This is a genomic window from Tessaracoccus zhenghani (genome assembly GCF_055326325.1).
On record NZ_JBUZNQ010000001.1, the window covers coordinates 593,728 to 607,019 of the forward strand.

The window sequence follows — 13,292 nt, forward strand, 5'->3', positions numbered from 1 at the left end:
TCGCTTGTTTCTGGGGGGGCGGACGGGGGGGTGGGGAGGTGGTGGGGGGCGTCCCCCCCCCCCCGCTTCTGTCCGGTGCTTCAGTGGTGGTCCACCGGCACGACCGTGAAGCCTGTGCCGTTGGTGTAGTTGACGAGCACGTCGAACCACGAGTCGATGTCGGGCCGCTGTCTCAGCAGTGCTCGACGCTCACGTTCGGTCATTCCCCCCCAGACACCCCATTCAATCCGGTTGTCGAGCGCCTCCGCGAGACACTCAGATCGGACCGGGCATCCGACGCAGACTGAACGAGCCCGTTTCTGATCTTTACCTTCTGGAAAGAGTGCGTCCGCCATGTCCCGGCATTTGGCCTGGAGCGTCCATTCACTAACCTCGGCGAGCGACATCAGCTGCCCTCCCTTGCGCAGTTCGTCCTATGCATCGACCGTAGCGCATGTCATGGCGTTTGCAACAGGGGGGTTCGGGTTACCGCCCATGCCAGCGGCCATTGAAACGTCTGACAAAGGGGTTTTGGACCCCCTCACGTAGAATGCGCCGTATGAAGTCTGCCTCCCTGGGCCAGAAGGGCTATTCCCTCCTGATGTTCTTCGCGGTATCACTCCTGTCGGGCCTCCTGCTCGCAGGGCTGGCCGTGCCTATGACCGCTCTCGCCGGCAACGGCGTGAAGATGGCTGCCGAATCGCTGGAGCAGTTGCCGGCCGAGTTCGAGACCCCGCCGCAGTCCGAGCGATCCCGCGTCCTGATGGGCGACGGCAAGGTGCTGGCCACGTTCTTCGACGAGAACCGCATCTACGTGCCGCTCGAGGACATCTCGCTGTTCATGCAGCAGGCGCAGATCGCCATCGAGGACCACCGCTTCTACGAGCACGGCGCGATCGACTTCCAGGGCTTCGGCCGCGCGGCCGTGAAGACGCTGACCGGCGACACCCAGGGCGCGTCGACGCTGACCCAGCAGTACGTGAAACTCGTGCGCGTGGAGACCGCGTCGATGAACAACGACCAGGAAGGCGTCCGCAAGGCCACCGAGGTGTCCCTCGAGCGCAAGATCGTCGAGATGCGCTACGCCATGGCCGTCGAGGAGAAACTCACCAAGGACGAGATCCTCGAGCGCTACCTCAACATCGCCTACTACGGCGACGGCGCCTACGGCGTGGAGGCCGCGGCCCAGCACTACTTCCAGGTCTCAGCCAAGGACCTGGACCTGGCACAGTCGGCGATGCTGGCCGGCCTGGTCCAGAACCCCGTGCAGACCAACCCCACCAGATACACCCAGCGCGCCATCAACCGCCGCGACACCGTGCTGAACCGCATGGCCGAGCTCAAGCTCGTCACCAAGGCGGAGGCCGCCGCCGCCAAGGAGACGACGTTCGATCCGTCGAAGATCAAGCGCCTCCCCAACGGCTGCGTGGCCTCTCAGTTCCCCTTCCTTTGTGACTACGTGCAGCGCACGCTGATGAAGATGCCGAGCATGGGCGAGACGGAGGAAGAGCGCCGCAACATGCTGAACCGCGGTGGGCTCACCATCCACACGCTGATCGACGCGGAGGCCCAGCTGGCCGCAGAAGCGGCCGTCGCCTCCCAGATCGCACCGCTCGACCCCGTGTGGGGTTCCTCGGTGCTGGTTCAGCCCAGCACCGGACTGATCGTGGCGATGGCCCAGTCGCGCCCCAAGATGGGACCGGACGAGGCCGTGGGCGAGACGTTCAAGAACATCAACGTCGAAGGCTCCATGGGTGGCATCGAAGGCTTCCAGGCGGGCTCCACGTTCAAGGCCTTCACCATGGCCGCCGCGCTGGACCTGGGGATGACACCGGACCAGAAGTACGACGCCCCCAAGGAACTCGAGATCGACGGCGAGACCTTCACCAACTGTGAGGGCCCGTTCAAGACCCGTGCGGACCGCCCCGTCAGCAACTACGACAAGGGCTACGGCACCATCGACATGCGCAAGGCCGCGGAGTCGTCGGTCAACACGTACTTCATGCAGCTCATCCAGGCCGTGGGCATCTGTAACACCACGACGATGGCCGAGAAGGTGGGCGTGAAGCTCGCCAACGGTGACCCCATGAGCTCCCAGGCCTCGTTCCCGTCGTTCACGCTGGGCACCGCCTACATCACGCCGCTGTCCATGGCGGAGGCCTACGCCACGTTCGCCAACCGCGGCATCCACTGCACCCCCATCATCCTGCAGTCGGTCACGACCAAGGAGGGCAAGAAGCTCGAGGTGCCCTCGGCCAACTGTGAACAGGTCATCCGGCCGGAGATCGCCGACGGCGTCAACTACCTGCTCCAGGGCGTGGCCATGAACGGCACCGGTCGCCGGGCGGCGCTGCGCGACGGTCGCGACGAGGCCGGCAAGACCGGTACCACCAACGAGAACAAGGCGGTCTGGTACGCCGGCTACACCCCGGAGATGGCGGGCGTCGCCATGATCGGCGTCGACACCGCCAACCCGTGGTGGAAGACCAACACGCAGACGGTCAAGGGCACCATGCCCGCCAGCGGCACGTACCTGGAGGGATCCGGTGGCGGCGACGCGGGCCAGATCTGGAAGGCCGCCATGACCTCGGCACTCGCGGACAAGCCCAAGACGAAGTTCACCGAACCCACCAAGACCATCCTCGAGGGCCAGCTGGTGCCGGTGCCCGACGTGAAGGGCATGGGCTACAACGAGGCCAAGGAGACCATCGAGGCGGCCGGCTTCACCACCCGCACCCAGCGGGAGTACTCGAGCCGTCGCAAGGGCGCCTTCCTCGGCATCACGCCCTCTGACCAGGCCGTGAAGTTCTCCACCATCACGCTGCGGGTCTCAGCCGGTCCGGAACCCGCGCCGAAGCCTGCGCCGAAGCCCGTGGTCACTGAGCCCGCGGCGACGGCCCCCGCTGCCCCCGCTGCCCCCGCCGCTCCTCCGGCCGCACCTCCCGGCCAGAAGCCGGGTGGCCCTCCGGGCCAGGGCGGGGACGACGACGACTGATGCGCGCCGCCACCAAGATCCTCGGCGGGCTGGCAGGCCTGGGCGCCGCCTGCCTCGGCTGGGGCCTCGTCGAACGGAGCCTGTACACCGTGCGCCGGGTGCAACTCGACGTGCTGCCGAAGAGCTCCACAGAGCTCCGCGTGCTTCACGTGTCGGACTTCCATCTCATGGACTCCCAGCGCGGGAAGCAGGAGTTCATCGCCGCCCTGGCTGGGCTGGAGCCGGACCTCGTGGTCAGCACCGGCGACAACATCTCTCAAGCCAGGGCCATCCCTGCCCTGATGGCGTCGCTGGAGCCCCTGCGCGGCATCCCCGGCGTGTTCGTCTTCGGGTCCAATGACTACTTCGCGCCACAGTTCCGCAACCCGCTGAGGTACCTCACACACGGGTCGTCGAACGGCCACAAGCAGCCGGAGCCTCGCCCGCTACCCACAGCCGAGCTCGCCGACCGTCTCGAGGAGCTGGGCTGGGTGAACCTCACCCAGGGCCGCGCCGTGCTGGAGGTCGCGGGGCATCGGCTGGCCTTCCGGGGCACGGACGACGCCCACCTGCGCCGCGACGACTACCCCGCCGTCGGCGGGCCGCCGGAGCCGGGCGCAGCGCTCAACATCGGCGTGACCCACGCGCCGTACCTGAGGCTGCTGGACGCCATGACCGCGGACGGCATGGACCTGATCTTCGCCGGCCACACCCACGGCGGCCAGGTCTGCGTGCCGGGCTACGGCGCGCTGATCACCAACTGCGACCTCGACACGGCCCGCGTCAAGGGCCTGTCCACCCACACCTCCGCGGGCCACACCGCGCACCTCCACGTGTCCGCGGGATTGGGCACCTCCCCCTTCGCGCCGTACCGGTTCGCATGCCGCCCAGAGGTGACGCTGCTCACTCTGGTTCCCCGGCCGGATACGGACTGACGCTCGCGGTCCCGTGGGCAACCGTGAATTCGCACCCGGGCCCGCCGTGCGCTAATCTGTTCCTTGGCTCAAAGAGCCATCGGGGTGTGGCGCAGCTTGGTAGCGCGCGTCGTTCGGGACGACGAGGCCGCAGGTTCAAATCCTGTCACCCCGACCATGTGTCGCAGGACATGGGAAAGCCTGAACCCTCTGGGTTCAGGCTTTTCTGGTTCCCCGGGGCTGGTGGTCCGCCCCGGCCCGCAGAGGGCCTCAGTAGGTTTCGAGCTTGCCCTGATCGTCGTTGCAGACGAGGCCCACTCCGGTGGGCAGTTCCAACCCGGTGAGCTCCGCGCAGTCCGGCGTCGCCTGGAGCACCGTCAGGAGATGCCACTGGCTCGTCTCGCCGTCCTCTCCCCAGATCGCCTGGCCACCACCACAGTCCGTGCTGATCGTGCCGAGGATGAAGCCGTCCGGGTGCTTACTCATCACGCTGAGCCCCAGCACGGTGCAGCCGTCCGTACCGGCGGAGGTCATCGCGTTCTCCGCGTAGTCGCGGAACGTCGGTGACGCCTCCTCCAGCAGGTCGAGCTGCGAGTAGGCGACATTGTGGATGTGGTGGTCCTCCCACCCGTTGGTGGGCTGGAAGCCCGGACCGGCCGCAGCCGACTGCACCGACGTGAGCTCGCTGGTGCGCACCGCCGCCCGCGACATGGCCTCTTCCGCCTCCGCGACGGCGTCAGCCTGCTTCTCGGCGGCCACCACTTCGGCCGGCAGCTCGTCAGCGGCGGCGTCCTCGGCGACGCCGAACCTGGGAGCCAACTGCCTGGCCGAGACGGCCGACGACACCATGGAATCCGGGGCGCACGCCGGCAACAGCAACAGCGCCGCGGCCGGGGCCGCGAACCAGGCAGCCCTCATCAGAAGTCCCGCGCCGAACCGTCGTCGCCCAGGCAGCGCAGGCCCGGAGCCCCAGCGGGGATGCCGTTGTACGCGAGGTCCGCACAGGGCACGGGGTCAGCGAACTGGACGATGTAATGCCACTGGTTGTCCGCGATGCCCCACACCACTTCACCGCCCGCACAGTTGGACTCTTCAGTGCCGTAGGCGAAGCCGTCGGAGTGGATGCCGTGGAGGATGACCTCCTCGGTGACGCAACCGGTCTCGTCCTCGACGCCGACGCGGCTGGTGAGGAAAGCGCGCAGCGACTCCGGGAGTTCGGTGGCCTTGATGATGTCGGCGCCCGAGCGCAGCGTCAGGTCCAGTTCCATCCAGGGACCGCCCTCCTGCGGGGGCTGTTCAACCGGGGACAGGCTCGTCGTCGACTCTGCGGTGGGAGGCGGGGCCGACTCGCTGGCCGACGCGGATTCACTGGGCGAAGCTGACTCCGACGCCACGATCTCCGTCTCCGCCGTGGACGGTGGTTCAGTGGCGCCGGGCGTGGTCATGTCAACCGCAGGCGCCGTGGGGGACGGCGCGGCCGGTTCGGGGGAACACCCGCTCAGTGCAGCTGCACACGCGAGCACGCCCGTCAGGATAACTGCCGTTCGCACCCCAGCACTGTAGCAGCGTGAGACAAAGTCCCATCAAGTAGCAATGAATGAAAATGTCTGGCTATGGTGGAAATGGAAGCGCTCAACGGAGATGCGTGATTCCACCGCAACGAAGGGGTCCCATGACAACCGCCACCCAAGTTCACCGGAAAACACGAGCCGACCTCCCCGCCACGGGCGAGGCACCCACCCACCCGAAGCTGGTGGCATGGCTCGATGAAGTTGTCGAGCTGTGCAAGCCCGACGCCATCCACTACTGCGATGGTTCCGACGCGGAGTACGACCACCTGGTCCGCGTCCTCGAAGAGGCGGGCACCGTCATCCGCCTCAACGACGAGAAGCTACCCAACTCGATCTACGCCCGCACGGACCCGGACGACGTGGCCCGCGTCGAGGACCAGACGTTCATCTGCTCCGAGGACGAGCGCAACGCCGGCCCCACCAACAACTGGATGGCCCCGGCCGAGATGAAGCGCGTCATGAAGGGCCTCTACGACGGCTGCATGCGCGGGCGCACCCTGTACGTCATCCCGTTCTGCATGGGCCACATCGAGGCCGACGACCCGAAGTTCGGCGTCGAGGTCTCCGACTCCGCCTACGTGGCGTTGTCGATGCGGATCATGACCAGGATGGGCGCTGAGCCGCTCAAGGCGATGACGGACACCCAGGCCGACTTCGTCCCCTGCCTCCACTCGGTGGGCCTGCCGCTCGAGGAGGGCGAGCAGGACGTGCCGTGGCCCTGCTCGGAGACCAAGTACATCGTCCACTTCCCCGACGAGCGGATGATCTGGTCCTACGGCTCCGGCTACGGCGGCAACTCCCTGCTGGGCAAGAAGTGCTACTCGCTGCGCATCGCCTCCGTCATGGCGCGCGACGAGGGCTGGATGGCCGAGCACATGTTGATCCTGCGCCTCATCTCCCCGGAGGGCCGCCAGTACCACATCGCGGCCGCGTTCCCGTCGGCCTGCGGCAAGACCAACCTGGCCATGCTCGAGCCGACGGTCCCCGGCTGGAAGGTCGAGACCCTGGGCGACGACATCGCCTGGCTGCGCTTCGGTGAGGACGGCCGGCTGTACGCCACCAACCCGGAGACCGGCTTCTTCGGCGTGGCGCCCGGCACCAGCTACGAGACCAACCCCAACGCCATGCGCACCATCGCCAAGGGCAACTCCATCTTCACCAACGTCGGCCTCACCGCCGACGGCGACGTGTGGTGGGAGGGCATGACCAAGGAGAAGCCCGAGAACCTCACGGACTGGAAGGGCCGCCCGTGGAGCGGCTCGACCGGCCCCCAGGGCGGCCGCAAGGACGAGAAGGCGGCACACCCCAACAGCCGCTTCTGCACCCCCATCGAGCAGTGCCCCATCCTCGCCGACGACTACCACAACCCGCAGGGGGTGCCCATCGACGCCATCGTGTTCGGCGGGCGTCGGGAGAACACCATCCCGCTGGTGACGCAGTCGCGCAACTGGAAGCACGGCGTCTTCATGGGCGCCACCTGCTCCTCGGAGACCACAGCCGCAGCGAAGGGCGCCGTCGGCGTGCTGCGCCGCGACCCCATGGCGATGTTGCCCTTCATCGGCTACCACGTGGCCGATTACGTGCAGCACTGGATCAACATCGGCAAGAAGGCCGACGAATCCAAGCTGCCGAAGGTGTTCTACGTCAACTGGTTCCGCCGCGACGAGGACGGGCGCTTCATGTGGCCCGGGTTCGGCGAGAACTCCCGCGTGCTGAAGTGGATCGCTGAGCGCGTCGACGGCAAGGCCGACGCCGTGGAGACCCCCACCGGCTTCGTCCCCACCAAGGAGTCGCTCGACGTCGAGGGCCTCGACATCTCCGACGAGGACCTCGAGGCCGTGATCAGCTACCGTCCGCAGGAATGGCACGACGAGGTCCCGCGCATCGGCCGCTGGTTCGACACCTTCGGTTGGCGGCTTCCGCGCGAGTTGGTCGACGAGCTGCGCCACCTTGAGGTCGCCGTCGGGCGCGCCCCCAGCTCGATGTGGTGATGACCCTCCCCCGACCGGCCGACTGAACGCAATCGCCGGCATCGCCCTTCGAGGCGGTGCCGGCGATCGTCGTGCGGGGGGATCAACGAACGAGCTCAAGCCCGTCTGCCACCTTCTGGTCCAGCGGCGACCAGTCGGTGACCGGGTTGTTCTTCAGGGACAGGAAGGTCAGGTTCTCCAGAACCGCAAACGGGGAGACGTCGGTGATCTGGTTGTCATCCAAATTGATCCCCGACAGCAGTGGCAGCTCCGTGACGAACGAGGCGTCGGTCAGGCCCGCGTTCATCGCCATGAACGTCTCAAGACGATCGAGGTCGGTCACGTCGGAGGCCTTCAAGCCGGTCACCGGGGCATCGGGGCCGCCGATGAGCAGATGCTCGAGCCCGCGGAGCGCGTTCAGGTCGGACAGGTCGGCCAGCGGGACCTGGCACAGGTTGAGGCTCGTCAACGTCGACAGCGAGGCCAGGGGATCCAACGAGAGGGCCCCGGCGATGTAGCGCCGTCCCTGGATGTCGAGTTCCGCGAGGTTCCTGGCCACCTCGATGCCCCCGAGGTCCTGGACGGTATATCCGTTGGCGGTGATGCACTCCAGGGTGATCAGCGCCTCGACCTCCGAGCGCACGATCTGATCGTGCCCCGTCTGCGCGCGGACGCAGTCGGTCAGGGAGCGGTCGGCGAAGGTGACCTCGTCCGCCGGCTGGGTCGGCTCGGGCGACGCGGTGACGGTGGGGATTCCGATCGGCACCTCTGCCACCGGGCGGTCGTCGGTGAAGCGGACGATGTTGTTGAAGACCCACTGGTCCTGCCAGCCGTAGACGCCGGCGGCACGCTCCCCCGCGGTCTGGGTGACGACGGTTGCCATGGCGTAGGAACGGCACCCCCGGCGCCCGGTCCGCTCGTTGTCGCACTCGGTCCACCACTCGCGGCCGTCCGCGGCCGTCCAGTTGCCCGGGTTGGCCAGCGGGTTGGAGCCCCAGAGCTTCCGGGACGCGGGGAGGTAGGTGAGGTTGTTGAAGGCCCAGCCCGTCGTGCGCGTGAACGTGCGCTTCGCCCCGTCGAGATGCGCGTAGGTGATCACGGTGGCCTTGATCTCCGTGCGGCACCGGGTGGTCCGGGAATACGGCTCGCAAGCGGTGCGCCATTCCCGCCCGTTGACGAGATGGGTGCCCTCGGTGGTGTAGACATCGACCTCCGCATGCGCAGGCCCGGCGGGCGCCAGGAGGGCCGGTGTGGCGGCGAGCACCACGACGAGCAGTAGCTTGAACCAGGAACGCATGGCCTCCCCCAACCAAGGCGCCACCCTGACGCTCAGAACGACGCTAACAGAGCCGTCGCCGCCGCGTTGCGCGGCCCCGCATAGCCTGGGTCCATGCAGCGTTTCACGTGGCTCATCGTCCTCATCGCCGGTCTGGCGTTCGCCTTCAGCATCGAGGGCTGGAAGGTGACGCCCTTCAGCGCCCTGCTGGCCGTGTGCGTGATCCTCCTCGCGTGGTGGATGAGCCCGTTCTCCGGCGGCCGCACCAAGCGGCACGCCGACGTCATGGCGTTGCCGCCGGAGCAGCGCCGCGTCGTGGCCTACTGGCGGCCCGGCTGCATCTACTGCCAGCGCCTCCGGGGCGGCCTCGGGAGTGATGCCAAGAAGGTCACGTGGATCAACATCTGGCAGGACCCGGACGCGGCGGCATTCGTCCGCAGCGTCAACAACGGCGATGAGACCGTCCCCACCGTCGTGATCGGCGGCGAGGTGCTGGTCAACCCTGATCCGCGCGAGGTCCGCGCCGCCCTCTGAGCAGGCGGTGACGCTGGTCGGTGACGGCGGCCCGGAGGTTCACCCGCCGTCGACCGTGGTGCTGCCAGGGAGGAACTCCCACTGGAACACGTGCTTCTCGAACGGCGACTCCCGCTGCGTGACGGCCCGGTGCACGACGATGTCCCCGATCCTGGTGAAGACGTCGGGAGTGCCGTAGACGCTGATGGGGCCCAGATAGTCGCCCTCGTTGTGCGGGATGTCACCGATCGAGATGATCTCGAGGTCGTCCGGCACCCGCAGGCCCATCGACAAGGCCATCCCGCGGAGGATGCCCGCGAACAGGCCGTTTGTGCAGATCACCGCCGTCGGGCGCGACTCCAACAGCTCCCGGCAGGCGCGGGCGATGGCGTCGCGCTGGAAGCCTGCCCGGTGGATCAGCGGCTCGTCACCGAACTCCGCCGCGGCCCCCCGGAAACCCACCAGCCGGGTGGGGCCCGGGCGGCGGTCTTCGCTACCGAAGATCGAGAGGAAGTGCACCTCGTCGTGGCGTGCCCTCAGCCGCCGGTAGGCAGCCGCTGTCGGCCCCACCGCCGAGGAACTGATCACGTCGAACCCGTCCGGCTCGGCCTCGGTGGAGAACACCACCAGGTTGGCACCGTGCTCGACCAGGTCCAGGGTGCGGGCCAGGCCGCCCTGCTGGAAGTCGACGGACGTGAGGAAGGCGACACCGGGGGTGTAGCCCTGCAGAAACTCGTACCAGGTCTCATCGACGAGGGTCAGCGTGGAGAAGCCCTGCGGCAGGGCCCGGCGCTGCACCTCGATGGCCACCTGCGCCGCCCACGGATCCTCCGGGCTGCCGAGGCCGAGGACGACGGTGCTGGTGTAGCCCCGGCGCATCGCCTGGGCGAACCTGTTGGGGACGTAGCCGAGCTCCGACGCGGCGGCCTCGATCCGCTCGACCGTCTCCGGGGACGCAGGCTTGCTGCGCCCCGCGCGACGACCCGACAACACGAAGGAGGCGGTGGCGGTGGAGACACCGGCGGCGCGCGCGACGTCGACGAGCCGCGCACGCTTGACGTTCGGCTCGTTCAGACTGCCGGGACTCACTCCTGCCATCTGTCAAAGTATCGGACCAGTTCAGGGTCCAGCGGGGGCACCGTCATCGGCGCGCCACCCGAACGGATGGATTCGGCACCCATGCACGCGACCGCGACGGCCTGTCGGGCCGCGACCGTGGACACCTCGGTGGCCCCGCCGTCGCGCACGAAGCGGAGAAACTCCGCCACCAGCGAGGGATCCGCCCCGCCGTGCCCGCCGTCACCCCGGTCGATGACCTCGACGTGGTCAGGGGTGCGCGCGCCCGAACGGCGCGATGTCCAGATGTTGATCTGGTCACCGCCGGAGTCGCCGATGTTCTCGATGCGGCCCGCGTCACCGATCACGGTGTAGTTGCGCCAGTAGTCGGGGGTGAAATGGCACTGCTGGTAGGTGGCCAGCACGCCGTTGTCGAGACGCAGGTTCAGCAGCGAGATGTCCTCAACGTCGACGACGGGGTTGAGTTCCTTCTGCGCAGTGGGGGGCCAGTTGTCCTGCGAGTACCAGTCCCACATCAGCCGGTCCGAGTTGTCGCGCCGGTCGGTGATGTCGCCGTAGACCATGAGGTCGCCCATGCCGGAGACCTCGGCGGTGTAGCCGCCTGCCAACCAGTGGATGACGTCGAGGTCGTGGGCCCCCTTCTGCAGAAGCAGGGTGTTGACCAGCGAGCGGTCCGCGTGCCAGTCCTTGAAGTAGAAGTCGCCGCCGGCGCCCACGAAGTGGCGGCACCACACGGAGCGGACCCGGCCGATGGTGCCGGCGTCGATCAGTGCCTTCATCTGGCGCACCACGGGCATGTGCCGCATGTTGTGGCCCACGTACAGCTTGGTGCCCGAGTCACGGGCGGCCGTGAGGATGGCGTCGGCATCCGGGATGGAGATGGCGAGCGGCTTCTCGCAGAACGTCGGCAGCCCGGCCGCGAGGGTGCGCAGCGTGATGTCCTTGTGCGTGTAATCCGGGCTCACCACCATCACCGCGTCCAGGCCATGGGCGAGGAACTCATCCATCGAGGTGTAGGCGGCGCATTCCGGGCCCACCTTCTCGGCAGCGTCGCGGTGGGCGCGTTCCGCCGGGTCCAGTACCGCGACGATCCGCGAACCCTCCCCCGGCCGATGCGCGTGCAGGGCGACCGAGCGGCGCAGGCCGAAGCCGACCACGCCGATCCTGAGGTCTTCCATCATTCTCCTTCGTTGATTTCCAAGAGTTCATCGAGGATGGGCCCGGCGGCCAGGCTGAGTCCGCCGCCCTCTCCATCGGTGGTCACCAGGGTGACCGGGGTGGTGCCCGCGCCGAGCAGCGGAGCGGGGACGTAGAGCGTCTGCTGCGGGCCGATCCGCCAGTAGCGGCCGAGCATCTCGGGCCCGGCGAACGCGAAACCGCGCGTCTGTGCGCGCGTGTCCAGGAAGGCGTCCAACCCGCCGTCGCTCGCGACGTCGAACTGGGTCACGAGCAACCCGGCGCCCTCAGCCGGCAGCCCTGCCGCGACGGCGGCGAGGATCTCGTCGCCGAGCAGGTCGAGCGGGAGGGGCCACGCCTCCCAGCCCATGATGTAGTGCGTGCCGAACCAGGCGCCGCGGAGCAGCCCCTTGCGGTCGCCCAGCAGCGGGCCGAAGTTGATGCGGCCCTGGGATTCCACCAGCACCTCGAGGGTGTGGGTGCCGTGCTCAAGATCCACCTGCAGCGCCTGTGGGGCACCCTCGTCGCGCTCCACGATGCCGAGGCGCACGCCGTCGACGAACACGACGGCGCGGTCCCGCAGCCCGTGGAGCCGCAGCGTGTGTAGCCCGGGGCGGAACTCGCCGCCGGGGTGGTCGAACGAGGCGCGCAACAGGAGGAGTCCGCGCTCCAGGCCGAGTTCCTCGAACGAGGGCGGGAAGGGCGTCGGACCCTCATGGGCCTGCAGCCCCGGGACCCGGGACACGGCCGCGGCGGACAACTCGCGCAGCGCGTCGAGCGTCAGCACGCCGCGCGCCCGCTCGGGCAGTTCCGTCTCCGGCAGCGACGCGGGGTCTCGCACCAGGTCAGCGGGTACCTCGGGCAGCTCCACGTAGCGGCCGATCACCTCGCGGTAGGCGTCGAACTTGTCCGTCAGCCGCCCGTTCTCCGCGATGGGTGCGTCGTAGTCGTAGCTGGTGATGGTGGGCTGCAGCCCGTCGTGGAAGTTGCAGCCGCTCCACAGCCCGAAGTTGGTTCCCCCGTGGGCCATGTAGAAGTTGGCGCTCATGCCGCGGCTGAGCATGTCGTCGAGTTCCTGCGCCACCTCGGAGGCCGGCCGCACGTGGTGGCGCTCGCCCCAGTGGTCAAACCACCCGTTCCAGAACTCCATGCACATGGGCGGGGAATCCGGGAACTCGCTGACGGAGAACTCGTGGAACTGGACGGCCCGGGAGCCGAAGTTGATCGTGGGCAGCACGCCGTCGACGGTGCCCGCCTGTGTGTAGACGCGCGCGGGTCCGTCGCTGGTGACCAGCGGGACCGTGACGCCGCGGCGCAGCAGGCCGTCGCGCACGTGCGCCAGGTACTGCTGGTCGTCGCCGTAGCTGCCGTATTCGTTCTCGACCTGCACCATGATCACGCGGCCGCCGTCGGGGTACTGGCGCTGCACGATGTGCGGCAGCAGCGTGTCGAACCATGCGTCGACCGCAGTGAGGTAGCGCTCGTCCATGCAGCGCAGGCGGATGGCGGGGTCGCGCAGCAACCAACCGGGAAAGCCGCCGCCCTCCCATTCGGCGCAGACGTAGGGGCCGGGGCGCACGATGATGTCCAGGTCCGCCTCAGCCGCCAGGTCGAGGAACCGGCCCAGATCCCGCGCACCGTCGAAATCGACGACTCCCGGGGCCGGGGCGTGGAAGTTCCACGGCACGTAGGTCTCGACCGCGTTGGCGCCCATGGCGCGGAGCCGGCGCAACCTGTCGGCCCAGTGGCCGGGATGGATGCGGCTGTAGTGGAAGGCACCCGAGACGACGAGGTGCTCACGGCCGTCACGGAGGAAGTGCTGGCCCTGATGGGTGAACATGA

General features: G+C 68.3%; 11 protein-coding genes and 1 tRNA gene. 5 read left to right on the forward strand and 7 right to left on the reverse strand.

The window, feature by feature from the left end; genetic code table 11:
• Positions 1-80 precede the first annotated feature (80 nt).
• Positions 81-386, reverse strand: coding sequence for a WhiB family transcriptional regulator (locus ACZK4S_RS02690; RefSeq protein ID WP_076062986.1), 306 nt, complete (start codon positions 384-386; stop codon positions 81-83).
• 152 nt (positions 387-538) lie between these two features.
• Here ACZK4S_RS02690 and ACZK4S_RS02695 point away from each other — a divergent pair, with 152 nt between their 5' ends.
• The 3 genes from ACZK4S_RS02695 to ACZK4S_RS02705 all read left to right on the forward strand — a co-directional run bounded on the left by ACZK4S_RS02695 (position 539) and on the right by ACZK4S_RS02705 (position 4,045).
• Positions 539-2,974, forward strand: coding sequence for a transglycosylase domain-containing protein (locus ACZK4S_RS02695; RefSeq protein ID WP_463643271.1), 2,436 nt, complete (start codon positions 539-541; stop codon positions 2,972-2,974).
• Positions 2,974-3,888 (forward strand): metallophosphoesterase, encoded by a 915-nt coding sequence (locus ACZK4S_RS02700; protein ID WP_463643272.1) that lies wholly within the window; start codon positions 2,974-2,976, stop codon positions 3,886-3,888. The genes ACZK4S_RS02695 and ACZK4S_RS02700 overlap by 1 nt, the downstream gene beginning before the upstream one ends.
• A gap of 80 nt (positions 3,889-3,968) precedes the next feature.
• Positions 3,969-4,045: transfer RNA gene (locus tag ACZK4S_RS02705), tRNA-Pro, on the forward strand.
• 92 nt (positions 4,046-4,137) lie between these two features.
• On the opposite strand, the gene ACZK4S_RS02710 is transcribed toward ACZK4S_RS02705, so the two are convergent.
• Both ACZK4S_RS02710 and ACZK4S_RS02715 read right to left on the reverse strand, forming a co-directional pair.
• Positions 4,138-4,785: a hypothetical protein gene (locus ACZK4S_RS02710; protein ID WP_463643273.1), complete on the reverse strand. Its 648-nt coding sequence runs from the start codon at positions 4,783-4,785 to the stop codon at positions 4,138-4,140.
• A complete protein-coding gene (locus ACZK4S_RS02715) occupies positions 4,785-5,417 on the reverse strand; it encodes a hypothetical protein (RefSeq protein ID WP_143571013.1) in 633 nt (210 codons plus the stop codon). The genes ACZK4S_RS02710 and ACZK4S_RS02715 overlap by 1 nt, the downstream gene beginning before the upstream one ends.
• Before the next feature lie 122 nt (positions 5,418-5,539).
• On the opposite strand from ACZK4S_RS02715, the gene ACZK4S_RS02720 reads away from it, so the two are divergent.
• Positions 5,540-7,429: a phosphoenolpyruvate carboxykinase (GTP) gene (locus ACZK4S_RS02720; RefSeq protein WP_463643274.1), complete on the forward strand. Its 1,890-nt coding sequence runs from the start codon at positions 5,540-5,542 to the stop codon at positions 7,427-7,429.
• 82 nt (positions 7,430-7,511) lie between these two features.
• Here the strand turns inward: ACZK4S_RS02720 and ACZK4S_RS02725 are convergent, their stop codons facing one another.
• Positions 7,512-8,705 carry a leucine-rich repeat domain-containing protein gene (locus ACZK4S_RS02725; RefSeq protein ID WP_463643275.1) on the reverse strand — a complete coding sequence of 398 codons (1,194 nt, stop codon included), beginning with the start codon at positions 8,703-8,705 and terminating at the stop codon, positions 7,512-7,514.
• 93 nt (positions 8,706-8,798) lie between these two features.
• On the opposite strand from ACZK4S_RS02725, the gene ACZK4S_RS02730 reads away from it, so the two are divergent.
• A complete protein-coding gene (locus ACZK4S_RS02730; protein WP_463643276.1) occupies positions 8,799-9,218 on the forward strand; it encodes a glutaredoxin domain-containing protein in 420 nt (139 codons plus the stop codon).
• 39 nt (positions 9,219-9,257) lie between these two features.
• On the opposite strand, the gene ACZK4S_RS02735 is transcribed toward ACZK4S_RS02730, so the two are convergent.
• From ACZK4S_RS02735 to ACZK4S_RS02745, 3 genes are read right to left on the reverse strand one after another with little or no spacing between them, the layout of a single operon-like run.
• The gene (locus ACZK4S_RS02735) at positions 9,258-10,295 is read right to left on the reverse strand and encodes a LacI family DNA-binding transcriptional regulator (RefSeq protein WP_076062965.1); all 1,038 of its coding nucleotides are present in this window, start codon (positions 10,293-10,295) and stop codon (positions 9,258-9,260) included.
• Positions 10,283-11,455: a Gfo/Idh/MocA family protein gene (locus ACZK4S_RS02740; RefSeq protein ID WP_238974201.1), complete on the reverse strand. Its 1,173-nt coding sequence runs from the start codon at positions 11,453-11,455 to the stop codon at positions 10,283-10,285. The genes ACZK4S_RS02735 and ACZK4S_RS02740 overlap by 13 nt, the downstream gene beginning before the upstream one ends.
• A complete protein-coding gene (locus ACZK4S_RS02745) occupies positions 11,452-13,290 on the reverse strand; it encodes a glycoside hydrolase family 35 protein (RefSeq protein ID WP_463643277.1) in 1,839 nt (612 codons plus the stop codon). Before ACZK4S_RS02745 ends, ACZK4S_RS02740 begins: the two co-directional genes overlap by 4 nt.
• Between the last annotated feature and the right edge of the window lie 2 nt (positions 13,291-13,292).